The 22,718-nt window shown below is 63.9% G+C and carries 19 protein-coding genes; 8 read left to right on the top strand and 11 right to left on the bottom strand.

All coding sequences use genetic code 11. The annotated features are described in order from the left end of the window. Positions 1 to 10: 10 nt before the first annotated feature. On the bottom strand, positions 11 to 532 hold the full coding sequence (locus L0U83_RS18130; RefSeq protein ID WP_233885231.1) for a hypothetical protein: 522 nt from the start codon (positions 530 to 532) through the stop codon (positions 11 to 13). Positions 533 to 627: 95 nt separating this feature from the next. Between L0U83_RS18130 and L0U83_RS18125 the strand changes: the two genes are divergently transcribed. The 4 genes from L0U83_RS18125 to L0U83_RS18110 all read left to right on the top strand — a co-directional run bounded on the left by L0U83_RS18125 (position 628) and on the right by L0U83_RS18110 (position 3,558). Beyond that, the gene (locus tag L0U83_RS18125; protein WP_233885229.1) at positions 628 to 822 is read left to right on the top strand and encodes a hypothetical protein; all 195 of its coding nucleotides are present in this window, start codon (positions 628 to 630) and stop codon (positions 820 to 822) included. 384 nt (positions 823 to 1,206) lie between these two features. Continuing rightward, positions 1,207 to 2,370, top strand: coding sequence for a porin (locus L0U83_RS18120; protein ID WP_233885227.1), 1,164 nt, complete (start codon positions 1,207 to 1,209; stop codon positions 2,368 to 2,370). Between the two features lie 193 nt (positions 2,371 to 2,563). Continuing rightward, positions 2,564 to 2,920, top strand: a complete 357-nt coding sequence (locus L0U83_RS18115) for a sugar ABC transporter ATPase (protein WP_233885222.1) — start codon at positions 2,564 to 2,566, stop codon at positions 2,918 to 2,920. Between the two features lie 131 nt (positions 2,921 to 3,051). Beyond that, on the top strand, positions 3,052 to 3,558 hold the full coding sequence (locus L0U83_RS18110; RefSeq protein ID WP_308445046.1) for a metal-dependent hydrolase: 507 nt from the start codon (positions 3,052 to 3,054) through the stop codon (positions 3,556 to 3,558). A gap of 167 nt (positions 3,559 to 3,725) precedes the next feature. Here L0U83_RS18110 and L0U83_RS18105 read toward each other — a convergent pair whose 3' ends face one another. Next, positions 3,726 to 3,929, bottom strand: a complete 204-nt coding sequence (locus L0U83_RS18105; protein ID WP_233885220.1) for a DUF6900 domain-containing protein — start codon at positions 3,927 to 3,929, stop codon at positions 3,726 to 3,728. 358 nt (positions 3,930 to 4,287) lie between these two features. On the opposite strand from L0U83_RS18105, the gene L0U83_RS18100 reads away from it, so the two are divergent. After that, complete coding sequence (locus L0U83_RS18100; protein ID WP_233885218.1) at positions 4,288 to 4,950, top strand: helix-turn-helix domain-containing protein; 663 nt, start codon at positions 4,288 to 4,290, stop codon at positions 4,948 to 4,950. Between the two features lie 33 nt (positions 4,951 to 4,983). Here the strand turns inward: L0U83_RS18100 and pcaQ are convergent, their stop codons facing one another. Then, the gene (pcaQ, locus tag L0U83_RS18095; protein WP_233885217.1) at positions 4,984 to 6,000 is read right to left on the bottom strand and encodes a pca operon transcription factor PcaQ; all 1,017 of its coding nucleotides are present in this window, start codon (positions 5,998 to 6,000) and stop codon (positions 4,984 to 4,986) included. Positions 6,001 to 6,141: 141 nt separating this feature from the next. Between pcaQ and pcaH the strand changes: the two genes are divergently transcribed. Both pcaH and pcaG read left to right on the top strand, forming a co-directional pair. Beyond that, complete coding sequence (pcaH, locus tag L0U83_RS18090) at positions 6,142 to 6,846, top strand: protocatechuate 3,4-dioxygenase subunit beta (protein WP_233885215.1); 705 nt, start codon at positions 6,142 to 6,144, stop codon at positions 6,844 to 6,846. 3 nt (positions 6,847 to 6,849) lie between these two features. Then, complete coding sequence (gene pcaG / locus L0U83_RS18085) at positions 6,850 to 7,437, top strand: protocatechuate 3,4-dioxygenase subunit alpha (protein ID WP_233885214.1); 588 nt, start codon at positions 6,850 to 6,852, stop codon at positions 7,435 to 7,437. Between the two features lie 178 nt (positions 7,438 to 7,615). Here the strand turns inward: pcaG and L0U83_RS18080 are convergent, their stop codons facing one another. The 4 genes from L0U83_RS18080 to L0U83_RS18065 all read right to left on the bottom strand — a co-directional run bounded on the left by L0U83_RS18080 (position 7,616) and on the right by L0U83_RS18065 (position 17,516). Continuing rightward, positions 7,616 to 8,194: an NnrU family protein gene (locus tag L0U83_RS18080; RefSeq protein WP_233885213.1), complete on the bottom strand. Its 579-nt coding sequence runs from the start codon at positions 8,192 to 8,194 to the stop codon at positions 7,616 to 7,618. 320 nt (positions 8,195 to 8,514) lie between these two features. Further along, positions 8,515 to 8,745 carry an H-NS histone family protein gene (locus tag L0U83_RS18075; RefSeq protein ID WP_042263577.1) on the bottom strand — a complete coding sequence of 77 codons (231 nt, stop codon included), beginning with the start codon at positions 8,743 to 8,745 and terminating at the stop codon, positions 8,515 to 8,517. 305 nt (positions 8,746 to 9,050) lie between these two features. Further along, positions 9,051 to 14,960: an excinuclease ABC subunit UvrA gene (gene uvrA, locus L0U83_RS18070; protein ID WP_267939380.1), complete on the bottom strand. Its 5,910-nt coding sequence runs from the start codon at positions 14,958 to 14,960 to the stop codon at positions 9,051 to 9,053. A gap of 201 nt (positions 14,961 to 15,161) precedes the next feature. Continuing rightward, a complete protein-coding gene (locus L0U83_RS18065) occupies positions 15,162 to 17,516 on the bottom strand; it encodes a tetratricopeptide repeat protein (RefSeq protein WP_233885208.1) in 2,355 nt (784 codons plus the stop codon). A 227-nt stretch (positions 17,517 to 17,743) separates the two neighbouring features. Between L0U83_RS18065 and adhP the strand changes: the two genes are divergently transcribed. After that, positions 17,744 to 18,772, top strand: coding sequence for an alcohol dehydrogenase AdhP (adhP, locus tag L0U83_RS18060; RefSeq protein WP_233885207.1), 1,029 nt, complete (start codon positions 17,744 to 17,746; stop codon positions 18,770 to 18,772). A 100-nt stretch (positions 18,773 to 18,872) separates the two neighbouring features. Here adhP and L0U83_RS18055 read toward each other — a convergent pair whose 3' ends face one another. The 4 genes from L0U83_RS18055 to L0U83_RS18040 form a co-directional block, all read right to left on the bottom strand. After that, positions 18,873 to 19,172: a putative quinol monooxygenase gene (locus L0U83_RS18055; RefSeq protein WP_233885206.1), complete on the bottom strand. Its 300-nt coding sequence runs from the start codon at positions 19,170 to 19,172 to the stop codon at positions 18,873 to 18,875. Positions 19,173 to 19,224: 52 nt separating this feature from the next. Further along, positions 19,225 to 20,322: an NADH:flavin oxidoreductase/NADH oxidase gene (locus tag L0U83_RS18050; RefSeq protein WP_233885202.1), complete on the bottom strand. Its 1,098-nt coding sequence runs from the start codon at positions 20,320 to 20,322 to the stop codon at positions 19,225 to 19,227. A gap of 182 nt (positions 20,323 to 20,504) precedes the next feature. Continuing rightward, on the bottom strand, positions 20,505 to 21,188 hold the full coding sequence (locus tag L0U83_RS18045; protein WP_233885201.1) for a type 1 glutamine amidotransferase domain-containing protein: 684 nt from the start codon (positions 21,186 to 21,188) through the stop codon (positions 20,505 to 20,507). Between the two features lie 153 nt (positions 21,189 to 21,341). Further along, the gene (locus tag L0U83_RS18040; RefSeq protein ID WP_233885200.1) at positions 21,342 to 21,944 is read right to left on the bottom strand and encodes a TetR/AcrR family transcriptional regulator; all 603 of its coding nucleotides are present in this window, start codon (positions 21,942 to 21,944) and stop codon (positions 21,342 to 21,344) included. Between the last annotated feature and the right edge of the window lie 774 nt (positions 21,945 to 22,718).

The raw sequence follows: 22,718 nt of genomic DNA, 5'->3' as shown, positions 1-22,718 counted from the left end.
CCGCTGATATTTACTCGATCCGCCCGAAACCGCCTTCGGCCCAGGACTCGGCACGCGCCTTCGTGAGCTTGAAGTTCGGCGCGACGCGCGCCTGCGCGAGTTGTGCGCCAAACGCGTCGATCGCGCTGACGAGCGCGTAAGGCTCGTACTCGTCGGGAACGATATCGAGCGTCACGTCCACGTCGCCCTCAGCGGTCTGCACGCTCACACGCTTGTGCAGCAGCGCGCGCAATTGCTGCTCGTGCCGGCGCAACACCTCGGAAGCGGTCTTCACGAGCGTGTTGAACGCCGACGTATCGAGCGGCTTGGGATTTTTCTTGTCGCGACCCATGGTCCACGGGCCGACTAACGCAGGCTCCGGCTCGCCGTCCTTGATCATTTCGACGGCCCAGCCGTCGTCGTCCTCATTCTTGATCACGCGCGCGGTCCAGCCGTCCTTGCGCCACAGGCGGGCTTCCTGGATCACCTCGGCCTCGGCAGCAGGGTCTTCGGCGGGGAAATCGGGATCGGTTGCGGGAGAAGAATCGGTCATGGCAGGGCTTTCATCGGGGTCTGCGGCGGGACTGGCCCGTCGCGGGGCAAGGGCAAGATTCTACCCGGATCGCGCAGCGTGCCGGGCGCCCCGTCTTGCTCTTTCGCGAATTTCCGATTATCCGGCCACCGAATCCGAATATCCGCCAGCAATTTGAATCACTGCATTTTCCGCAACGCACCATTCCGCTGCGCGCATTAATTGCAAATGATTTTCCACGGGCCAAAAAAACGCGGCCCGAGAGCCGCGTAAAAACAGATGAAAAAAGACCACCCTTGGTCGAGGGCTGAAGAGATTGTAGCCCCATGCGGTGTGCGTGTTCAGCTCATGATCTGGAACAGTACCTTTCACGAAACGACGAGAATCACTCTTGAAAAAGAATTGAATTCACGCTAAGTCAGCACCCGCGCGGCTTTGCCGCACCGTCGCAAGTACGCAACGGATTATTCCTACGGATCATTTTGTCGCACGGGATAATGAAATTACAAATCCCTTTAAATGCAGTGACTTACGACGATTAATGCCAATCGCGAAATGAGATGGATCTATTGTTGCGCCGACCCGCGTAAATACTCCGAATCCCGGGCCTACACTTCGTTTCGAATCAACCGGGCGCGAAATCGATTTTCAGAATATTCGACCTGAGATTCCCCAAGTTCTGACCGGAGAAAAACATGAAAAAAGCACTCATTCTTGCAGGCGTCCTCGGCGCATTCGCCATCAGTGCCCATGCGCAAAGCAGCGTCACCCTTTACGGCTCACTCGACGCCGGCATCGTCTACGCGAATAACGTCGGCGGTCACAGCCTGTGGGCTCAGGGCAGCGGCGCCCTCTCCAACAACTACTTCGGCTTTCGCGGCGCCGAAGACCTGGGCGGCGGCTTGAAAGCGATCTTCACTCTGGAGAGCGGATTCAATCTCAACAACGGCGGTTACAAGAACGGCGACAACGGTTTCAACCGCCAGGCCTACGTCGGTCTTAAGAGCGATCAGTTCGGCACGCTCACGCTCGGCCGGCAGTATGACTCGATGGTCGATTACCTCTCGCCGCTCTCGGAAGCCGGTGCGGGCTTCGGCAACAACCTCGCGGGCCACCCATTCGACAACGACAACCTCGCCCAAAGCTATTCGATCAAGAATTCGGTCAAGTACGCCAGCGCCAATTACTCGGGCTTCCAGTTCGGCGGCCTGTACGGTTTCAGCAACGACGCGAACGGCTTCGCGAATGGCCGCGCGTGGAGCGTCGGCGCGTCATACGGCAACGGTCCGCTGGAGTTCGCGGCCGCCTATTCACAGCAGAACAACTCCGGCGGTCTGGGTGCCGCGAACAGCGCGGCCTCGGCTGACCAGAACATCTCGGCGCAACTGCAACGCTCATTTGGCGCGGGCGTGAACTACACGTACGGCCCGGCACAAGTTGGCTTCGTGTGGACGCACTCGCAGATCGACGGCATGCAGAGTCTCTCGAGTGGCGGCAGCGCGCCGCTGCCGGGCCTCTCGGGCCTGAACCTGCACCTCGACAACTATGAGATCAACGGTGCCTACCATCTGACGCCAGCGCTCGCGTTCGTTGGCTCCTACACGTTCACCGACGGCACAGTCACGGGCAACGGCAGCAACAACAGCCCGAAGTGGCACACGGTGGTGCTTGGCACCGACTACTCGTTGAGCAAGCGCACGGACGTTTATCTCGCCGGCGTCTACCAGCACGCTTCGGGCTCGCTCGGCTATAACGCCGACGGCTCGGGCATCGCGAACGTGGCCGCGATCAATACGCTCTCGCCTTCGTCGACAAACAACCAGGTAGCGGCGACGATCGGCCTGCGTCACCGCTTCTGATCGCTCGGATTAAGGCAAACGCGGCACGACCCGCAGCGCTGCCTTTCCTTCGCGAAACGCACATGCGTCACACGCGCATGTGCGTTTCTTCTTGTTAGCTGTTGCATCTTTTTACGTCTGCGTGGACCGTGATCCAGATCAGGGTGCGTATACTCATTGGCATAATCCGCTGCTTCGATACTGTCACGCCGCCATGAAAACGCTCACGCTACGACTTCTCGCCGCTACCCCGCTCGCACTCATCGCCGCTTGCGGTTCGACACCGCCGTCCGGCACGGCTTCAAACGGTGAGCCGATGATCTACGCTTCGTCGGCGCGTTCGGCGTCGTCGGTTGCGAGTTGCCTCGAAGACCGCTTGCCGCACGTGCATGCTTCGCGAGACGGCAATACGACCGAGCTGAGCGTGGGCTCGCGCTCGGACGCAGCGTACTTCGTCACGCTCACGCCGAACGGCCACGGTTCGGTCATTCGCGTGACGCATGGCGCTTCCGCGTCGAACGATCCGCCTGAAGAAGAACTGCGCTTCGACGTAGCGCGCTGCACGACCTGACGCCCGAGCGGCTGGCACGGGCAGCGCCCGGGCCGCACGACGTACCTCATGTCGCCCGCATGTCACCCCTGTCATAACGGCGACACATCTGCGAAGATTGCGCCCCCTTCGACTTCGCAACATACCGCTTCATGGCATCAGGCACCGCACATCACGCCACGGGTTGGGCCGCAGGCGTCATCGCCGCCGCAATCGTCACGCATCAGGGCGCTGATAGCGCCTGGCATCTTTATGCCGCGCTCGCCTTCGCGGCGGGTGTCGCGGGCGGCTCGGCGCCCGACTGGCTGGAAGTCGCATGGTGGCGCAAGAAGCGGCGCCTCTGGATCACGCATCGCACGCTCACGCACTGGGGCATCGGCTGGATTGCATTGCTCGTATGGTCGTATCACAGACTCGGGCACGTGCCACTCGCGGCGCCCGCGTTCGGCTTCGCTTGCGGAGGCTTGATCCACCTGTTCGCCGACTGGCCCAATCCGCTGGGTGTGCCGTGGATCTTTCAGCGCCACTCTCTGAACTGGTGGCGCAGCGGACGTTGCGACCTGATCGTCGTCGCTGCGTCATGGGTTGCCGCGTGGTTTTTCGCTGTGCATGGCGTGCCACACGACTGGTCGCTCGCGCCGTTGCGTCGGCTTGTTTGATTGATCAGGTTTCCCTGGTAATCGCCGCAAACGCACAAAAGCATTCGTGATTGAGCAACGTCGATGTGCTATTCAGGAGCACGGTTTATTAACGAATTAATACCAGCGAAAATGAAAAACGGCGTCCTGTTTAAAGAACGCCGTCCCTAAATCGCTTCACGTGGTATTCAGGCGCTCTGCTCGCACTCCGCGCGGCCCATGCGGTAACCGACGATCAGCCCGGCGTCGTACGCCGACTCCAGCGCGCGGCCAATATCCTCCACGCTCACGAGGCGTGCGTCGGCCGTCGGCTTCCCTGTCAGCTCGAAGGTCTCGATCCCGAGCGTTCTTCGCGAGATTGCCAGCAATAATTCGAGTCGTTCGTCATGCATTTCGCTCTCTCCACTTGATCTACATCATCTGATTACAATGATAAATATCAATTTCCGTGTGAGCCGCGACGCATGGACGCATATTGAAGCGCCACTCTAATATCAAACCCAAGAAATCTTTAAAATTTGTCAAATTAGCGGCGGATTAAATTTTAAAAATCTTTAAATCGAGTCGTTTTATTTTTCAATTAACCAGTGCAATGATGCTCGATGACTTGCTCCTGCCAGCCGCCGACGCCATGACCACCGGCCGGGCCGCGCCATTCGGCCAGGCTTTCGCGCGAGCAACCGTTTGATATGATCGGTAACAGATCGCGCGGCCCAACCAGGGCTTTTCGTCAGTCTTCGAACGTCGCCCATGGATTCCACGCTCACCCCCTCCGCCAGCACGGCGACTACCGACCTCGGCCGCCGCGTGCGCGCCGCACGCGTCGCCCAGGACCTTACGCTCGATACCGCCAGCCGCCTGTGCGGCGTCTCGCGCTCGACCTTGTCGAAGGTCGAAAACGGGTTGATGTCGCCAACCTTCGACGTGCTGCAAAAGATCGTCGGCGGGCTCAGGATCGACCTGGCCGAACTGTTCGGCACCCCGCCCAAGCTTAATGCCGGCGGCCGCCGCGCGCTCACGCGCAACGGCGCGGGTCAGCGCCACGCCTATCGCGGCTATCAAATGGAGTTGCTCGCCACCGATCTCGCACACAAGGCGATGTTGCCGTTTCGCATCCGCATCACCGCACATTCGCTCGACGCATTCGACGACTGGGGCCGCCACGAAGGCGAAGAGTTTCTCTATGTGATCAGCGGCAGCGTGTGCCTGTATTCGGAGCTTTACGCGCCGACCTACCTTGAAACGGGCGACAGCCTCTACTTCGACAGCCGCACCGGGCACGCGGCCATTTCGACGGGCGAGGAAGACGCCGAAGTGCTGTGGATGGCCACGAGCGCGCGTTTGCCCGGCGTCGCGCCTGACGCACCGGCTACGTCGAAGTCGCGCGCCAAGACGAAGCTCTCGACCGGCTGAATCCAGAGCGCGGCTTCAGGTCTGCTGGAAGCCTCAACGCTTCGCGCTGGGCGAACGCTTGTCAGCGGAAATGTTTGCAGCACGCGCTCGCCGCTTCCGCGGCGCGGCGGAGCCATCCGGTCGCACTTCGCGCTCGCGCGCCGCGCGCCGCACGGCCTCGATCAGCGCGCGACCGGCAGGCGTGGGCTGGGTATCGGTGCGCTGAACCAGCCCCACAGGCTCTTCGCCGCCCGCCGAAGGCAGCGGCAGCCGCACCAGCGTGCCGCGCCGGAGGTCGTATTCGACGGCGCCGGCCGGCACGAACCACACCGCGTCATTCTGGAGCGCGAGCGCGCGCCCCACCGAAACCGAAAGCAATTCGACGAACGCGGACAGCGGCAGCGCGCCCCACGCCGCGAGCAGGCTATCCGCAGCCTGGCGGATCAATGTGCCGAACGGCGGCAGCACGAGCGGGAACGACGCGAGTTGCGCTGGCAGCCCCGCCCCCTGCGCGAGCGGATGCCCGGCGCGCACCACCACGGCGAGGGGCTCGTTGTACAACTGCTCGAAGCTCAGGCCCACCATGCGCTCGGGGTCGGCAAGGCGGCCCACCGCGAAGCTGATCGCCCCGGTCTTCAGCCGCTCGAGAAGTTCGGTGTTGGCTCCCGTCAGCAGCCGCACGCTCACGCGCGGCCACTCCTCCCCGAAGTGACGCAGCGCGGCTGGTAACAACGCCGTCGCCACCGTCGGCAGCACGCCAATATCGAGCGTCGCGGTCACCGCGCCCTCGTCGCGCGCGAGCAAAGCCACGCCCTGGCGCAGCGCGCTCACGCAAGCGCTCGCGTGCGGCATGAAAAGCTGCCCCTCGCGCGTGGGCACCGCACCGTGCCGGCCACGCTCGAATAGCTTCACGCCCAGCACCAACTCCAGCTCGGCGATCGTCTTCGACACTGCTGGCTGCGTGACCGAAAGACTCTCGGCGGCCTGCTGCACGCTGCCCATCTGGGCCACGGCGAGGAAACACTGTAGATGGCGGAACTTGACGCGTCCGTCCGCGAGCCGGTTTTGCATAACGGTTCGTTATACGAGATGCGAGAAAACATCATTTTGCATAACTTTTCGCTTTGGATAAAGTGGCTGCATCGGCTCGCAATGCCAACCGCTGCCGGCGGCGAGCCTCTTCCCCCAATAATCCACCCCAGGAGACACCCCATGGCCGAGTCCATCCTGTCGCCGCGCGACTTCGACTCGCACCCGGCGTACGTCTATCCGCCGTACCGTTCGTCGGTCAAACGCGGCCCCACGCTCCCGCTCATCCCCCTGAAGGAAAAGCTGCGCAACCAGCATGCGCCCGTGTACGGCACCGACGACCTCGGCGCGCTCGATCACGATCTCACGCGCAACGCCGCGAAAAACGGTGCGCCGCTCGGCGAGCGCATCATCGTGACGGGCCGGGTGCTCGACGAAGGCGGCAAGCCGGTGCGCAACACACTCGTGGAAATCTGGCAGGCCAATGCCGCCGGCCGCTATGTGCACAAGCAGGACCAGCACGACGCGCCGCTCGATCCCAACTTCCTCGGCGCGGGCCGCGCGATCACCGATAACGACGGCCGCTATCGCTTCCTGACGATCAAGCCGGGCGCGTATCCCTGGGGCAATCACCCGAACGCGTGGCGTCCGAATCACATCCACTTCTCGCTGTTCGGGGATTACTTCGGCTCGCGCCTCGTCACGCAGATGTATTTCCCCGGCGACCCGCTGCTCGCGTTCGACCCGATCTATCAGGGCACGCCCGAAGACGCACGCGAGCGCATGATTTCGCGCTTTTCGCTCGACACCACCGAAGAAGGCTTCGCACTCGGCTACGAATTCGACATCGTGCTGCGCGGCCCGAACCAAACCCCCACGGAGCGTTGAACCATGGCACTCAAGGAAACGCCTTCGCAAACGGTCGGCCCGTACTTCGCCTACGGCCTGTGTCCGCAGCAATACGACTTCGATCTGAAGAGCCTCTTTACAGCCGACGTGGTCGGGCCTGAAACGCCGGGCGAGCACATCACGCTGATGGGCCGCGTGATCGACGGCGACGGTAACGCCGTGTTCGACGCGATGCTCGAGTTTTCGCAGGTCGACGCGAATGGCCGCTATCCGTCTTCGCGCGAGGAAATCGCGAGAAACGGCTTCCGCGGTTTTGCACGCGTCGGCACGGGCACGGACGCGCAGCACCGCTTCGTCGTGCACACGGTGAAGCCGGGCGTCGAGAGCGCCGGCGAAGCGCCGCATCTGAACGTGATCGTGATGATGCGCGGGATGCTCACGCATACCTTCACGCGCATCTACTTCGAAGACGAAGCCGCCGCCAACGCCCAGGACCCGGTGCTCTCCGCCGTGCCCGCAGCGCGCCGCGACACGCTCATCGCGCGCCGCAGCGAGCAGGCCGGCAGCATCGTCTACACGTTCGACATCCACATGCAAGGTGAACAGGAAACGGTGTTCTTCGACCTTTAATGTATCGACGGATACGCGAGCCGAATCGCGCGGACTTTCATACGCCTTTCATGAACTGGCCCTATGATCGTGCCGCTGCGATCTGATCGCGGAACTCCGAGCTGTACCTTGTGAAGCCTGCCACGCGCAGGCTTCTTTTTTTGCTGCGGGCTTGCGGCACTTGAGCCCTGCCGCGCGCTCAGCCGAGTGGCCGCACGCCAATCAGCACGCCATGCAGCCAGAAGGCGAACACGGCCCAGACCACGAGGCCGATGACAATGACGATCACATCGCGCGACGCCTGCCCCGCAGGATAGACGACCCCGGCCTCGCGATCGCGCCGGTTCTCGCCCCTGAGTTCGAACAGCGCCCAGACGAGGAAAACCGCGAAGAGAATGATGTCGTTGAGCGTGCCGTTGGCGAGCAGATGGGCAAACGCCCAAAGCGCGACGCCACTCACGAAGGGCTGGCCGAGCGCGCGCTTGAAGTGATTGCCCGGCACATAGGCAGCGACGATCATGATGAACGCAATGGCGGTGAGGAGCGCCGTGACGTGCGCCATCCAGAACGGCGGCAGCCAGATCGGCACCGGATAGCGGCGTGACAGACCGTAGCCATAGACGATCAGTACGAAGCCCAGTATGGAGAGCATCGCGAACGCGCCTCGCCAGGCACGCGGACCGAAGCGCTCGATCTGCGCAGCGCGCCAGGGCGCCGCCAGGATACGGATCGAATGGACACCAATGAAAATCACGAGGCCCAGCACGAGTATCGCCATGACAACCTCCCTGCCGCAGCAAGAACGGAATGGGCGAGATTGTCGCGCAGCTTGATCGCGTGGCCAACCGGAGTTTTCAAAAAAGCTGACTAATTACGCGCGCGCAATTGCCAACAAAAGACAATGCGTAAATCATTGCGCGCCTAAACCGGTGCGGCAGATCAGGAAGCGCAATTAATACCCGGCTCGCGCCGAAAGGCATTTTAAAACTATGCTGAATAATACTGGGCGCCGCGCCAATGCGCGAGCTTTGCGGCATGCGCCGCGTACGGTCTGGCGGTCGAACGGCAACACCGGCGCGCATTCACGCACCGTCATGGCTAGCAGCGAAAATGCTCGATATCCTGTCCCGCGTGCTTATAGCGCAACAGCCAGGACGGCATATCGCCCTCGCCATTCCACGTATTCCCGTATGCGTCGCGGTACTTGGGTAGTTTTTCGCTTTCGGCAATGGACGCTTCAAGTTCTTCGAACGTAATGCCGTACTCTTCCATGCGGCGTCGAATCCACACGATGAGCCGTTCGCGCGCCTCTCCATCGAGGTCGAACATCGATTAATTCCTCTCGCTTCGTCAAGGGCAAGGCACCGATACAACGATCGGCAAAGAATCGTCTTCCCTGAAAAGACAAAGGCCTCGCGAACAGACTGCGAAGCCTTGCTGCACTGATGAGTTGGCCTAGGTGTGGAGCCCGCGACCGGTTCGGAGGGGATCTGCGGTCCGCTGCTCCGTTCTCAGGTGACGCCGCTACAGGTGAGCGAACGTTTGCTGCAAGCGGAGCCCATGATACCTTGCGCTCGCGGCACAGATCAAGCGCTTTCAAGGCGGAGCGGGCCTCTGCGGCCCGCTCCGCTTTTTTAGCGCGAACCCGCTGCGCCCTTTGCGCGCCGCTCTGGTGCAGGTTTCATTTCGGCAACGTTCGCATCGCCCTGGCCACGCGCCAGCACAGGCGCGAGCGCCGCGCCGGTATGGCTTGCCGGCACCTTCGCGAGCGATTCGGGATCGGCAGCGGCGACGATGGTGCCGCCGCCCACACCCCCTTCCGGCCCGAGGTCGATGATCCAGTCGGCCTCGGCGATCACGTCGAGATCGTGTTCGATCACGACGACGCTATGCCCCGCGTCCGCGAGCCGGTGCAGCACGCTGATGAGGCGCGCCACGTCGGCCATATGCAGGCCCACGGTGGGCTCGTCGAGCACGTAGAGCGTGTGCGGCGCCTTCTGCCCGCGGCGCGTGATGTCATCGCGCACCTTGGAAAGCTCGGTCACGAGCTTGATGCGCTGCGCCTCGCCGCCCGAGAGCGTGGGCGATGGCTGGCCGAGCGTGAGGTAGCCGAGACCCACGTCCTTCATGAGCTGCAGCGGATGCGAAATACTCGTGATCGCCCCGAAAAATTCCACCGCCTCGTCGATTTCCATCGTCAGCACTTCGCCAATGTTCCGGCCGCGCCATGTAACGGCAAGCGTTTCCGGATTGAAGCGCTGGCCGTGGCACACGTCGCACGGCACCTTTACGTCGGGCAGGAAGCTCATGCCGATGGTGCGCACGCCTTGGCCTTCGCACGCCGGGCAGCGTCCGTCGCCGGTATTGAACGAGAAACGCGACGCGCTGTAGCCGCGGGCGCGCGCCTCGAGCGTATCGGCGAAAAGGCGGCGGATCGCGTCCCACACGCCGATATAGGTTGCGGGGCACGAGCGCGGCGTTTTTCCAATCGGCGTCTGGTCGACTTCGAGCACGCGGTCGATGCTTTCCCATCCGCTAATCGAGTCGCAGCCCTGCCACGTATGCGAAACCTCGAGCTTCGGCCGGGTGCTCGTGCGCGCGAGCACGCTCGAACGGCGCTCCGCCGCGCTCGGCGCTTTCTCCTTCACCGCCTTGCGCGCGCGGCGCTCGGCAGGCGAGGACAGCACCGAGCGCCCCACGGCGTCGAGCAGATTGGAAAGCAGCACGTCGCGCGCGAGCGTGGACTTGCCCGAACCGCTCACGCCCGTAATCGCCACGAGGCGGCCAAGCGGAATCTGCGCGGTCACGTTGCGCAGGTTGTGCAGCTTGCCGCCATGCACGGTGAGCCATTGTCCCGGCACCGCTTCACGCCCGGCGCGCGCAGGACGCACTTCGCGGCGCGGCTGCAGCGGATGCTGGATCGGATGCGCGAGATAGCGGCCCGTGAGCGAATCGGGCTGCGCAGCGAGATCGGCAACACTGCCTTGCGCCACCACGCGGCCACCGCGTTTGCCCGCGCTCGGGCCAATGTCGATGATGTGATCGGCGCGCCGGATCGTGTCCTCGTCGTGCTCGACCACGACGAGCGTGTTGCCCTTCTCGCCGAGGTTGCGCAACGCGTTCAGCAGGATCTGGTTGTCGCGCGGATGCAGGCCGATGGTCGGCTCGTCGAGCACGTAGCACACGCCCTGCAAATTGCTGCCCAGTTGCGCCGCGAGACGAATGCGCTGCGCCTCGCCACCCGAAAGGCTCGGCGCGGCGCGATCGAGGCTCAGATAGCCGAGCCCCACTTCCTCCAGGAACTGCAGGCGGCTGCGGATTTCGCTCACCACGTCACGCGCGATTTGCGCATCGCGGCCGTTAAGCTTCAGCGTATCGATCCATTGGCGCGTGTCCGCCACGGTCCACTGCGCGACGTCGACGATGGGATGCGCGTCGAACGTCACGGCGCGCGCCACGGGATTCAGGCGCGTGCCGCCGCAATCGTGGCACGGCTCGTCGACCATGCCGTCGGGCTCCTGCTCTTCCGAAGGCAAGGTTTGTTCACGGCCACGGCCGTCTTCCGCCACGATCGTGTCGTCGTAGGCGGCGCGCTGCTCGCGCGTCAGTGCGAGGCCCGTGCCCACGCAGGTCGTGCACCAGCCGTGCTTGCTGTTGTACGAGAACATGCGTGGATCGAGTTCGGGATAGCTCGTGCCGCACACCGGGCACGCGCGCCGCGTGGACAGCACCTTCACCTCACCGATGCTCGCCGTCGAACCGCCATTGCCAAGCACGTGATCGAGACCGTCGAGCGGCGCAAGCAAATGCACGATGCCCTTGCCCGCTTCGAGCGTCGCGCCAAGCATTGCACGCAATTGCGCCTCGTTTTCAGGCTCGATCACGAGGTCGCCCACGGGCAGTTCGATCGTATGTTCGCGGAAGCGGTCGAGCTTGGGCCACGGCGCGACCGGCACGAATTCGCCGTCCACGCGCAGATGCGTATTGCCGCGCGCCTTCGCCCACTTCGCGAGATCGGTATAGACGCCCTTGCGATTGATGACGAGCGGCGCAAGCAAACCGACATGCTGGCCGCGATGTTCGCGCAGCAGCTGCGCGACGATCGCATCGACGCTCTGCGACGTAACGGGCGTGCCGTCGTGCACGCAGTGCTGCACGCCGAGCTTCACGTAAAGCAGACGCAGGAAGTGCCACACCTCCGAGGTCGTGGCGACGGTACTCTTGCGGCCGCCGCGCGACAGGCGCTGCTCGATCGCCACGGTCGGCGGAATGCCGTACACGGCATCGACTTCGGGACGGCCCGCGGGCTGCACGATCGAACGCGCATAGGCATTGAGCGATTCGAGGTAGCGCCGCTGGCCTTCGTGAAAGAGGATGTCGAAGGCGAGCGTGGACTTGCCCGAGCCCGACACGCCCGTAATGACGTTGAAGCGGCCATGCGGAATATCGACGTCGAGCGCCTTGAGGTTGTGCTCGCGCGCGTTCACGATGCGCACGACGTCCTCGCCCTGCACGTCGCGGCGCGCCTGCGCAGCACGCAACGCGGTTTGCAGCGCCACACCCTCTTCTTCGGCGAGCAGTTCGACGCCGCTGCCAAGCGACGCTTCGTAGCGTTCGAGCGCCGCGCCTGTATGCGAGCGCGGACAAGCGATCGCGTCTTCCGGCGTGCCGACGCACACCACTTCGCCGCCCGCGTCGCCGCCTTCGGGGCCGAGATCGATCAGCCAGTCGGCGGCGCGAATCACGTCGAGGTTATGCTCGATCACGAGCAGCGAGTGACCGCCCGTGAGCAGCTTTCCGAACGCGCGCATGAGCTTGGCGATATCATCGAAATGCAGGCCAGTGGTCGGCTCGTCGAACATGAAGAGCCGGCTACCCGCCTCCTTGCCGCGCGACTGCGCGGTCTCCGCGAGATAGCCCGCGAGCTTGAGGCGCTGCGCCTCGCCGCCCGACAGCGTCGGCACCGGCTGGCCGAGCTTCACGTATTCGAGGCCCACGTCCACGATAGGCTGGAGCACGCGCAATACTTCGGCATCCTCAGCGAAGCATTGCACCGCTTCGCTCACCGTGAGGTCGAGAACGTCCGCCACCGAAAGCGTGCGGCCGGCGCGCTCGATCTTCACTTCGAGCACTTCCGGGCGATAGCGGCTGCCGTCGCAATCGGGGCAACGCAGATATACATCGCTCAGGAATTGCATTTCGATGTGCTCGAAACCGGAGCCGCCGCAAGTCGGGCAGCGGCCTTCGCCCGAATTGAAACTGAACATGCCCGCCGTATAGCCACGCTGCTTCGCGAGCGTGGCCTTGGCGAACAGCTTGCGGATCTCGTCGAACGCGCCCACGTAGCTGGCCGGATTCGAGCGCGCGGTCTTGCCGATCGGCGACTGGTCGACGAACACGGCGTCGCTGATTTGCTCCGCGCCGCTCAGCTTGCGGAACGTGCCGGGCGCTTCTGTCGCTTTGCCCAGATGCCGCGCGAGCGCGGGATACAGCACGTCCTGAACGAGCGTCGATTTGCCCGAGCCCGAGACGCCCGTCACGCAAACGAGCCGCTGCAACGGGATCTGCACGGTCACGTCGCGCAGGTTGTGCTCGCTCGCGCCTTCGAGCAGAAGATGCGGCGTCGACGCATCAACCGGGCGGCGCTCCCAGTGCGAAGCGTCGGCAACGGCGCGGTGGCCGCCCAGGTACTCGCCCGTCAGGGTGCCCGAGGAGCGGATGTCGTTCGGCGTGCCGTCGTAGACGATCGTGCCACCGCGCTCGCCTGGACCGGGGCCCATGTCGATGAGGCGATCGGCCGCGAGCATCACGGAAGGATCGTGCTCGACCACGACGAGCGTGTTGCCGGCGTCGCGCAGACGCTTCATCGCTTCGACGATGCGATTGAGGTCCCGCGGATGCAGGCCGATGCTCGGCTCGTCGAGCACGAACAGCGTTTTCGTGAGCGACGTGCCGAGCGCCGTGGTCAGGTTGATACGCTGCACTTCGCCGCCCGAAAGCGTGCGGCTCTGGCGGTCGAGCGTGAGATAGCCGAGGCCCACGTCGCAGAGATACTTCAGACGCGTGCGCACTTCCTCGAGCAGCAGCTTGAGCGCGTCGTCGAGCAATGCTGAGGAAAGCGAAAGATTGTCGAAGAAGCGGCGAATGCGCTCGATCGGCAGCAGCATCACGTCATGGACGGTAAGGCCCGGCAGCGCTTCGAGTTGCGCGCGCGTCCAGTCCACGCCGTGCGGCAGGAAGCGCCCCGCTGGCGCAAGGACGTCGTCCGCGTTCTGCTGCGTGCCGAGACGCCACTGCAAGGCCTCGGTTTTCAGGCGCGCGCCGCCGCAGGTTTCGCACGGGGTGTAGCTGCGGTACTTCGACAGCAGCACGCGAATGTGCATCTTGTACGCTTTCGACTCCAGGTACTGGAAGAAGCGCTTCACGCCATACCACTGCGTTTGCCAGCTACCCTTCCAGTCCGGCGCGCCGTTGATGACCCAGTCGCGCTGCGCCTGCGTAAGCTCGGACCATGCTGTATCGCGCGGAATGCCGGCTTTCGCGGCATAGCGCATCAGATCGTCCTGGCATTCCTTCCACGCCGGCGTTTGCAGCGGCTTGATCGCGCCGCCGCGCAGCGTCTTGCGCTCGTCGGGGATCACGAGACCCCAGTCCACGCCGATCACGCGGCCGAAACCGCGGCACGCGTCGCAGGCGCCGTAGGCCGAGTTGAACGAGAACAGCGCGGGCTGCGGATCGGCGTAGCGCAAATCGCTGTCCGGGCAATGCAGGCCGGTCGAAAAGCGCCAGATTTGCGGCTCGGCCGCAGCTTCAGCGTCGCCGCTCTCCAGCACGTAGATGTTGACGCGCCCGCTGCCGCGCTTGAGCGACGCTTCGATCGCCTCGATCGCGCGGCTCTTCTCCACGTTCTGCATGCGGAAACGGTCGGCGACCACGTCGAGCAGCTTGCGCGTGCCATCGGCGGTCTTCACCTCGCGCTGTGCCTGCACGCGCGTATAGCCGCTCGCGGAAAGCCATTGCGCGACTTCTTCTTCGGTGGTCGTGTCGGGCAGCTCGACCGGGAACGTGACGACCAGGCGCGGGTCGCCCGCGGCCGTGCGCGCCATCAGCTCGGCGTAGATCGTCTCAGGCGTGTCGTGGCGTACGGGCTGCGCCGTGACGCGGTCGAACAGATTCGCGGCGCGCGCGTAGAGCAGCTTCAGGTGGTCGTTCAGCTCGGTCATCGTACCGACCGTGGAGCGCGAACTGCGCACGGGGTTGGTCTGGTCGATGGCGATGGCGGGCGGCACGCCGTCCACGCGATCGACCTGCGGCCGGTCCATGCGGTCGAGGAACTGGCGCGCGTAGGCGCTGAACGTTTCAACGTAGCGGCGCTGGCCTTCCGCGTAAAGCGTGTCGAAGACGAGGCTCGACTTACCCGAGCCCGAAGGCCCGGTGACGACCGTCATTTCGCCGGTGTGCAGATCGAGGTCGAGATTCTTGAGGTTGTGCTGGCGGGCACCACGGATTCGGATAGATCGGTTTTCGCTCACTTGCGCTGGCATTCCGGCTGGGATCACACGCGTGGGACCGGGCGGCGCACGTGGGGCGCGGCCCGGAAGCTTGCAGCGCGGCGCGCGCAAGAAAATCGGCGCGCAGCCCTGGCTGTCAGGCTAGGATTCTACTGTATATTTATACAGGGCGCTGGATGGCCATACGGCCGAGAACATATCGCCAGATGCCCCGTATTTACGGGCCAGTTCGCCCTATTTCGCTGCGGCGCGCCACATGCCTTCGTACGCCGCCTCGACGCCACGCGCGAAACGCTCGCCGTCCATGAGCGGCGAGCCCGCCATGCGCTCGCGCAGCGTCGCGCGCAGATTCGCGAGGCGCGGCAGGTCGTTCGCGAGACTCACCGCCGTCTCCACGAACGCATCGTCGGAATCGGCGGCCAGTTCGGCGAGCCCAAGGTTTGCAAGCTGGCTCAAGCCCGCGCGCCCCGCCACCGTCGGCCCGATACGCGTGACGACGGGCACGCCCATCCACAGCGCATCGAGCGACGTGGTATGGCCGTTGTACGGCAGCGTGTCGAGCCCGAGATCGATCTCGTGATAGCTGCGCAGATAGTCCGCGCGCGGCCTGAACGGCAAGAAGCGCACTCGCGCTGGGTCGATGCCGGCCCGTGCGAGTCGCTGCACGAGGTGGCGCCTCGCTTCGCCCTCGGCCGCCATGAGCACGAGGCGCACGTGCGGCAAGCGGGCGAATACACGGGCCCACAGATTCAGCGTCGAATCCGTGAGCTTGCAAGGGTTGTTCAGGCTACCGAACGTGACATGTCCCGCGCTCGATGCTGGCAGCGCATTCACTTCGGGTTCCGAAGCAAGCGCGTCATAACACCAGAACGTGTGCGGCAAGCGCCACGACTTTTCGCTGTAGTGGCCGTCGTGCGCGGGCGGATCGAGCCACGGATCGGTGAGCCGCCAGTCCATCGCGCCGATTCCGGTCGTGCCGGGATATGCGAGCCAGGCGACCTGCACCGGCGCCGGTTTGCGCGCGAACAGCAGAGGCCGCCCATCGGACATGTGCATCGTGAGATCGACGAGGATATCGATGCCGTCAGCGCGGATTCGCTCCGCCAGCGCCGCATCGCTCAACGTGCGTACGTCGTGCCATTTTTCGACGTGCGCAGTGAGTTGTGCGGTTGTCGCATCGGGCCGCACCACGCTCGAATACGCGTGAATTTCGAAGCGCGTGCGGTCGTGGTGCGTGAAGAGCGGTGTCATGAACAATGCCTGGCAATGCTCACGAAAATCGCCCGATACGTATCCGATGCGCAATCGCCTTCCCGCCGCGGATTCGGCAGACACGTGCGACTGTTCCGCGCGCAGCGGCGCTTCGTGCTGCGCAGACCAGCGTCTCGCCTCGTCGAGAATCACCTGCGGATCTGCGGCCTGAAACGACAACGCGTACAGCAGGTTGCTGTGCGCGATGAGGTTGCCCGGCTCGCTCGCCACTGCCCGGCGAAAGCATTCGATGCCTTCGTCCAGGTCCCCGCTGTCCTTGAGCACGTTGCCGAGATTGTTGAGCGTGGCCGAGCGCGATGGATCGAGTTCGAGGGCCTGGCGCAATAACGCTCGCGCCTCGTCGAAGCTGCCGAGTGTGCGCATCAGGTTGGCTGCGTTGTTGAACGCGTCGACGAAATCCGGCCGCGCGCGGATCGCCGTTTCGTACGCCTCCTGGGCGGCCCGGTGTTCGCCGAGATCGCGGCAGACATTCCCCAGGTTGTTGGCCGCTTCCGCGTGCGTGGGGTCCAGCGCGAGCGCGCCGCGATATTGCGCTTGCGCGTCGCGCAAACGGCCACATGACTGAAGCGCGACGCCATAGTTGTAGGCCGCATGCGCGATATGCGGTTCGATGGCCACCGCGCGTTCGAGCAAGGGCAAGGCTTCGTCCAGACGCGCGAGGAGAGTCAGCAGGACGCCGAGGTTGATCATCGTAACTGCGGTGTCCGGTGCAGCCTCCAGCGCTGCGCGCAAACTTTCGAGCGCCTCCTCGTCCCGCCCTTCCGCCTGCAGCAGCGAGCCGAGGTTCGTCAACGCGTTGGCATCGTCCGGCTGCAAGGCGAGCGCGCGACGATAAGCCGCCTGAGCCTCGCCGGGGTCTCCCAGCAGACGCAGGCAATTGCCGAGGTTGTTCCAGACGTCGGCCCGGATCGCCTCACGCTCCAACGCCGCGCGCCACGCCTTCACCGCCTCCGGCAGTGCACCCTGCGCCTGCAGCGCCGAGCCGAGCCCGCACCAGAGATCGGCGGACGAAGCGTCGTCCGCTAGCAGAGCGCGGTAGATCTGCGCCGCATCGGCATGGCGTGCGGCCATGGCATACGCCTGCCCCAACGCTTCGCGGTAGCGCCGCTGACCAGGGTCGACGGCGAGCGCGCGCTGCAACCAGCCGATCGCATTGGCCGGCGCGCCTTCCTGCAAACCGATCACGCCGAGGCGAAACATCGCACCCGCGTGCGTTGCATCGACTGCAAGCAGTTGCGTGTACAACTGACGCGCGAGCGGCAAGTCGCCTGCGAAATGGCGCTCGCTGGCGCGCTCGTAGAGGGGCTCGTTCTCCATCGGGCTCAGTGAATTCGTGCAACGGGGTCGTTATCAAACTTTTCCCAATATTAACGGCAGTTCCTTTCGAAAACTTCTCAGCACCTTTATTACCAACTATTGAGCACCTTCATCGCACGCGAAAACCCTTTCCTTCAAACTTGAAAGACAGGCGGACGTCCGGCGGCACCGCGATGCGCAACGCATCCGGCCGCGCCCCGCCACTCAGCTTCGACAGGAGGCCGATGATGAGCAAGACGATGCAAGCCGCGGTAGTCCGCGCATTTGGCAAACCCCTCGTGCTGGAGGAAGTGGCTGTCCCCACCCCGGGACCCGGCGAGCTGCTCGTGAAAATCGAAGCGTGTGGCGTGTGCCATACGGATCTGCACGCCGCGCACGGCGACTGGCCCGTGAAGCCGCAGCCGCCGTTCATTCCCGGTCACGAGGGCGTGGGCTATGTCGTGGGTGTCGGCGCGGGCGTCACGCACGTCAAGGAAGGCGATCGCGTAGGCATTCCCTGGCTCTACTCCGCATGCGGCCATTGCGAACATTGCCTCGGCGGTTGGGAAACGCTTTGCGAGCAGCAGCAAAACACCGGCTATTCGGTCAATGGCGGCTTCGCTCAATACGCGAAAGCCAACGCGAATTACGTGGGCCTGCTGCCGAAAAATATCGATTTCATCGAAATTGCGCCCGTGCTTTGCGCTGGCGTGACGGTCTACAAAGGCCTGAAAGTCACCGACACGCGCCCGGGCAACTGGGTCGTGATTTCCGGCGTGGGCGGCCTCGGCCACATGGCCGTGCAATACGCGCGCGCAATGGGGCTCAATGTCGCCGCCGTCGATGTCGACGATACGAAACTCGAACTTGCGAAACGTCTCGGCGCGACCGTGACGGTCAACGCGAAAACCACCGATCCCGCGGCGTATCTGAAGAAGGAAATTGGCGGCGCGCACGGCGTGCTCGTCACCGCGGTCTCGCCCATTGCGTTTTCGCAGGCGCTCGGCATGGTGCGCCGGGGCGGCACGGTGTCGCTGAACGGCCTGCCGCCCGGCGACTTCCCGCTGCCGATCTTCGACATGGTGTTAGGCGGCGTGACGGTGCGCGGTTCGATCGTCGGCACGCGTCTCGACCTCGAAGAGTCGCTGATTTTCGCGCAGGAAGGCAAGGTCAAGGCGACCGTCTCCACCGACAAGCTGGAGAACATCAACGACGTGTTCGCGCGGATGGAGCGCGGCGCGATCGAAGGCCGCGTCGTGCTTGATATGGCTGGCTAAGCCGCGCGCGGCGGCTCAAAGAAAAACGCGCCGGACAGCGCAGAGAAGCGATGTCCGGCGCGTTAATGGAGTGCCGCAGCGAATGCGGCAAAGTGCAGACTCAGTCGGCTACGTCCACGCCCGTCAATGTCTTCACCTCTGGCGGCTGCGCCACCAACGCGCCAATCTTCGCGCGGAACGCAGCATAGTGGGCGCTGTCGCGATGCGCCTGCACCGCGGCTTCATCGACATAGGCTTCGTAGAGGTAAAAAACCGGCGCGCCGTCCGCGCGACGCAGCAGGTCGTAGCGCAGATTGCCCGGCTCCTTGCGCGTCTGCGTGACCATGTCGCGCGTCAGCGCTTCCACTTCGGCGACATGTTCGGGCTTCGGCGTGATGCTCGCGATTAAATAGACAGTCATCGGAACTCCCTCATCTTCAATGGTTTTGCCGATCGGCAAATTTCGGCATGGTTCAGCCGACCTTGTAGCGCTCGAGCCAGTGTGCGTACGGCGCGGGCAACGTCCAGGCGGCGCGCTCGACACCCAGTTCCTGGGCCGCGTAGTACGGCCAGTGCGGGTTGGCCAGATGCGCGCGCCCGACCATCACGACGTCGAGCTGCTCCTTCGCCACCGAGCGCTCGGCCAGTTCCGGCGTGCCGATACCCCACGCCGATGACACCGGCAGACCGGTTGCGCGACGCACCTTCTGCGCGATCGGCGCGAGGAACGCGGGCGCCCACGGAATCTGCGCAGCGGGCGTCGAGAAGCCGACGCTCACGCCCAGCATGTCGAGGCCTTCGCGCTTGAAACCCTTCGCCAGTTCGATCGATTCGGCGAGCGTTTCCTCGTCGCGGCCATCGTATTCGATCACGCCGAAGCGCGCCGTCAGCGGCAGGTGCTCCGGCCAGACCTTGCGCACCGCGGCCAGCGTTTCCATCAGGAAACGGCTGCGGTTTTCGAGGCTACCGCCATACGCGTCGTCACGGTGGTTCGAGTGCGTCGAGAAAAAGCTCTGGCCGAGATAGCCGTGCGCAAAGTGCAGTTCGAGCCATTCGAAGCCGGCTTCGAGCGCGCGTTTCGCCGCGGCCACGAAGTCCTCGCGCACGCGCGCGATGTCGTCAATCGTCATCGCCTTCGGCACCTTCGGCAGATGCGCGCCGAACGCAGTCGCGGAAGGCGCGATGGTCTGCCAGCCGCGCGCGTCGCCTTCGGCAATGTGGTCGTCGCCTTCCCACGGGCGGTTCGCGCTTGCCTTGCGGCCCGCGTGCGCAATCTGGATGCCGGGCACGGCGCCCGCCGCCTTGATCGCGGCGACGGTCGGCTTGAACGCCTCCATTTGCGTGTCGTTCCACAGGCCGGTGCAAGCCGGCGTGATGCGGCCTTCGGGTGAAACCGCCGTCGCCTCGACGATCACGAGGCCCGCGCCGCCGCGCGCGATCTGCGCGTAGTGGACGTGGTGCCAGTCGTTAATCACGCCATCAACAGCCATGTACTGGCACATCGGCGGCACGGCGATACGGTTGCGCAGGGATACGCCCTTGAGCTTGAACGGTTCGAACAATGCGGACATCTACAGCTCCTTTCTTGGCACAGGTCGCGCATCGCGCGGCACCTGCGCCGGTTGGCAAAAATCGGGATTTCCTTGCGGCAATGCGCAGTCGGACACGCGCTGCGAGTACGGCTCGCAGCGTTGCCGAAAGGAAATAGAGAGAAGCGAACGCGCTCGCAGAAAACAGGCGCGTTCGCGAAGCGTCAACCGCGGCGAAGCGCCGCGAGCAAAGCTTCGGCAACCGGTTCGGATGAAGCCGGGTTCTGGCCCGTGATGAGCAGGCCGTCAGTTGCGACGTGCGGCTGCCAGTCGGCGGCCTTCGAATACTGGCCGCCGTTGGCCTTCAGCATGTCCTCGACGAGGAACGGCACGACATCGGTCAGTTGCACAGCCGCTTCTTCGTCATTCGAAAAACCGGTGACCGACTTGCCGGCCACGAGCGGCTTGCCATCCGCACCCTTCACGTGACGCAGCACGCCCGGCGCATGGCAGACGGCAGCGACTGGTTTGCCCGCGGCAATGGTCTTTTCGATCAGCGCGATCGAAACAGGATCTTCGGCCAGATCCCAAAGCGGGCCGTGGCCGCCCGGGTAGAACACAGCGTCGAAGGCGCTCGCGTCGATATCGGCGAGACGTTTCGTATTGGCAAGCGCCGTTTGCGCTTCAGTGTCGGATGTGAAACGCCGCGTCGCATCGGTTTGCGCGGACGGGTCGCTGCTCTTCGGATCGAGCGGCGGCTGACCGCCCTTGGGTGATGCGAGTGTTAGCCCGGCGCCGGCGTCGCGCAGCGCGTAGTACGGCGCGGCGAATTCCTCCAGCCAGAAGCCCGTTTTCTTGCCCGTATTGCCGAGGTCCTCGTGCGAGGTCAAAACGATCAGTACCTTCATCGGCGTTCCTTTATCGGTTAGGTTCGGGCGCCCGCGCGCCCTTTGGATACCGGCCTCTTCATGACCTATTAGACCGGTCGTCTAGCTCATCCGCACAATGCGCGACAATCGCGCGCGGTTCATACGCTGCGCGCGCCGCCGCTTCGCGTTCGATTAATTGCCCGGAGGCAGGTTCAGCAGAATTCGCGTGGTCGCCATGGCCGCATCGAGCGGCTTGCGGTCGCGGTGGATCTTTTCGAGCAGCGTCGCGCCGAGCCACAGTTCGTAGAGCGTCACCGCCATGGTCGCGGGATCGCTTACACCCGCGAGCGAGCCATCCGCGCGCCCTGCCTCGATACACGCGGTAATGCGCGAAATGGTCGCGTCGGTACCGAGACGCAGCGCCTCGCGCATGGCCTCGGAAAGGTCGCTCACCTCCGCGCCCAGTTTCACCGCGAGACACTTGCCTACGGGATCGTCAGCGCACTGGATCAGGCGCCAGTCGTCCCAGTAGCGCATCAACTTTTCGGCCGCCGTGCCCGGCGCGCGCAAAAGCATGTCGTCGAGTCGCTCCGCATATTCGGCGAAATACGACGTGAGCAGGGCTTCGCCGAACGCTTCCTTCGAGCCGAAATAGTGATAGAACGACCCTTTAGGCACACCGGCGGCCGCGAGGATCTCATTGAGACCGACTGCGGAAAAGCCCTTGCCCAGCAGAATGGGCATGGCGGTATCGAGGATGTGTTGCCGCACTTCAACGGCTGCCGCTGCATTCATGAGGTGGCATGTTACAGACCGATTAGACCAGTCGTCTAGTAATCTCCCATGATGAGTAATGGCATTGCTGCCTGGTGGCGGGCGCGAGCGCATCGTGACGCACGGCTCGTGTGGATTTCTGGGGCAGCACTTGATTGCCTATCAAATAATGAAGCGAGTCGCCAATCGCGCAATGTCGGTCCATGCAGCGCACCTGGAGTAGAAGCAGATAAATGGGGGTGACACCGCTAGCGGGCGCGAGACGAGCAGCGCGATGGCAGATATGCCGGACCACGCCACTTAGGAACGGCGAGGGATGCCCCCCAGAGACCCGAGCTTGAATTGCAATCAAAAATCAAATGCCCCACTCACCATGCAAAGCGCGTATCTCATTGACGGGGTCTTGGCGGCGAACAAGGCTTGACCCGATTTTTCGGTTTCGCAGCTGAATGCGAGGTACGCTGAAAACCCGAAAACAGGACGGGCAACTTATGACGTGGAACACGCTATACGTACCGCTCGAAACTGGATGGCGATGCACGCTGGTTCCGGGGCCGCAGTATTTCGACTTGACATGTTTTGGACGCGGCTACCGGGATCTGTCGGCCCGCTGGCTTTACCCGAATGCAGGTCGGGAGCGCGACTCCTGGTCTTGGAATGCGCTGCCCGAAGTGGACAAAGGCGAGTTGTGGGAAAAAGACCGTCTCAGACAACTCACGGAAGACCGGGCGGCCTTTGCCCGTCATTTCCGCCCGAACTGGGACTTGCGTACGATTCCCGGGGGAAAAGGCACTA

Origin of the sequence: Paraburkholderia flagellata (genome assembly GCF_021390645.1) — a bacterium.
GTDB classification, from domain to species: domain Bacteria; phylum Pseudomonadota; class Gammaproteobacteria; order Burkholderiales; family Burkholderiaceae; genus Paraburkholderia; species Paraburkholderia flagellata.
The sequence above is the reverse complement of the archived record's forward strand: the minus strand, read 5'-3'. Positions and strand labels throughout refer to the sequence as shown.

Excerpts from the sequence above, each read along its gene's own strand:
- L0U83_RS18130 (WP_233885231.1), bottom strand. The coding sequence starts at position 532 with ATGACCGATTCTTCTCCCGCAACCGATCCCGATTTCCCCGCCGAAGAC.
- L0U83_RS18120 (WP_233885227.1), top strand. The coding sequence starts at position 1,207 with ATGAAAAAAGCACTCATTCTTGCAGGCGTCCTCGGCGCATTCGCCATC.
- L0U83_RS18115 (WP_233885222.1), top strand. The coding sequence starts at position 2,564 with ATGAAAACGCTCACGCTACGACTTCTCGCCGCTACCCCGCTCGCACTC.
- L0U83_RS18110 (WP_308445046.1), top strand. The coding sequence starts at position 3,052 with ATGGCATCAGGCACCGCACATCACGCCACGGGTTGGGCCGCAGGCGTC.
- L0U83_RS18105 (WP_233885220.1), bottom strand. The coding sequence starts at position 3,929 with ATGCATGACGAACGACTCGAATTATTGCTGGCAATCTCGCGAAGAACG.
- L0U83_RS18100 (WP_233885218.1), top strand. The coding sequence starts at position 4,288 with ATGGATTCCACGCTCACCCCCTCCGCCAGCACGGCGACTACCGACCTC.
- pcaQ (WP_233885217.1), bottom strand. The coding sequence starts at position 6,000 with ATGCAAAACCGGCTCGCGGACGGACGCGTCAAGTTCCGCCATCTACAG.
- pcaH (WP_233885215.1), top strand. The coding sequence starts at position 6,142 with ATGGCCGAGTCCATCCTGTCGCCGCGCGACTTCGACTCGCACCCGGCG.
- pcaG (WP_233885214.1), top strand. The coding sequence starts at position 6,850 with ATGGCACTCAAGGAAACGCCTTCGCAAACGGTCGGCCCGTACTTCGCC.
- L0U83_RS18080 (WP_233885213.1), bottom strand. The coding sequence starts at position 8,194 with ATGGCGATACTCGTGCTGGGCCTCGTGATTTTCATTGGTGTCCATTCG.
- L0U83_RS18075 (WP_042263577.1), bottom strand. The coding sequence starts at position 8,745 with ATGTTCGACCTCGATGGAGAGGCGCGCGAACGGCTCATCGTGTGGATT.
- uvrA (WP_267939380.1), bottom strand. The coding sequence starts at position 14,960 with ATGCCAGCGCAAGTGAGCGAAAACCGATCTATCCGAATCCGTGGTGCC.
- L0U83_RS18065 (WP_233885208.1), bottom strand. The coding sequence starts at position 17,516 with ATGGAGAACGAGCCCCTCTACGAGCGCGCCAGCGAGCGCCATTTCGCA.
- adhP (WP_233885207.1), top strand. The coding sequence starts at position 17,744 with ATGAGCAAGACGATGCAAGCCGCGGTAGTCCGCGCATTTGGCAAACCC.
- L0U83_RS18055 (WP_233885206.1), bottom strand. The coding sequence starts at position 19,172 with ATGACTGTCTATTTAATCGCGAGCATCACGCCGAAGCCCGAACATGTC.
- L0U83_RS18050 (WP_233885202.1), bottom strand. The coding sequence starts at position 20,322 with ATGTCCGCATTGTTCGAACCGTTCAAGCTCAAGGGCGTATCCCTGCGC.
- L0U83_RS18045 (WP_233885201.1), bottom strand. The coding sequence starts at position 21,188 with ATGAAGGTACTGATCGTTTTGACCTCGCACGAGGACCTCGGCAATACG.
- L0U83_RS18040 (WP_233885200.1), bottom strand. The coding sequence starts at position 21,944 with ATGAATGCAGCGGCAGCCGTTGAAGTGCGGCAACACATCCTCGATACC.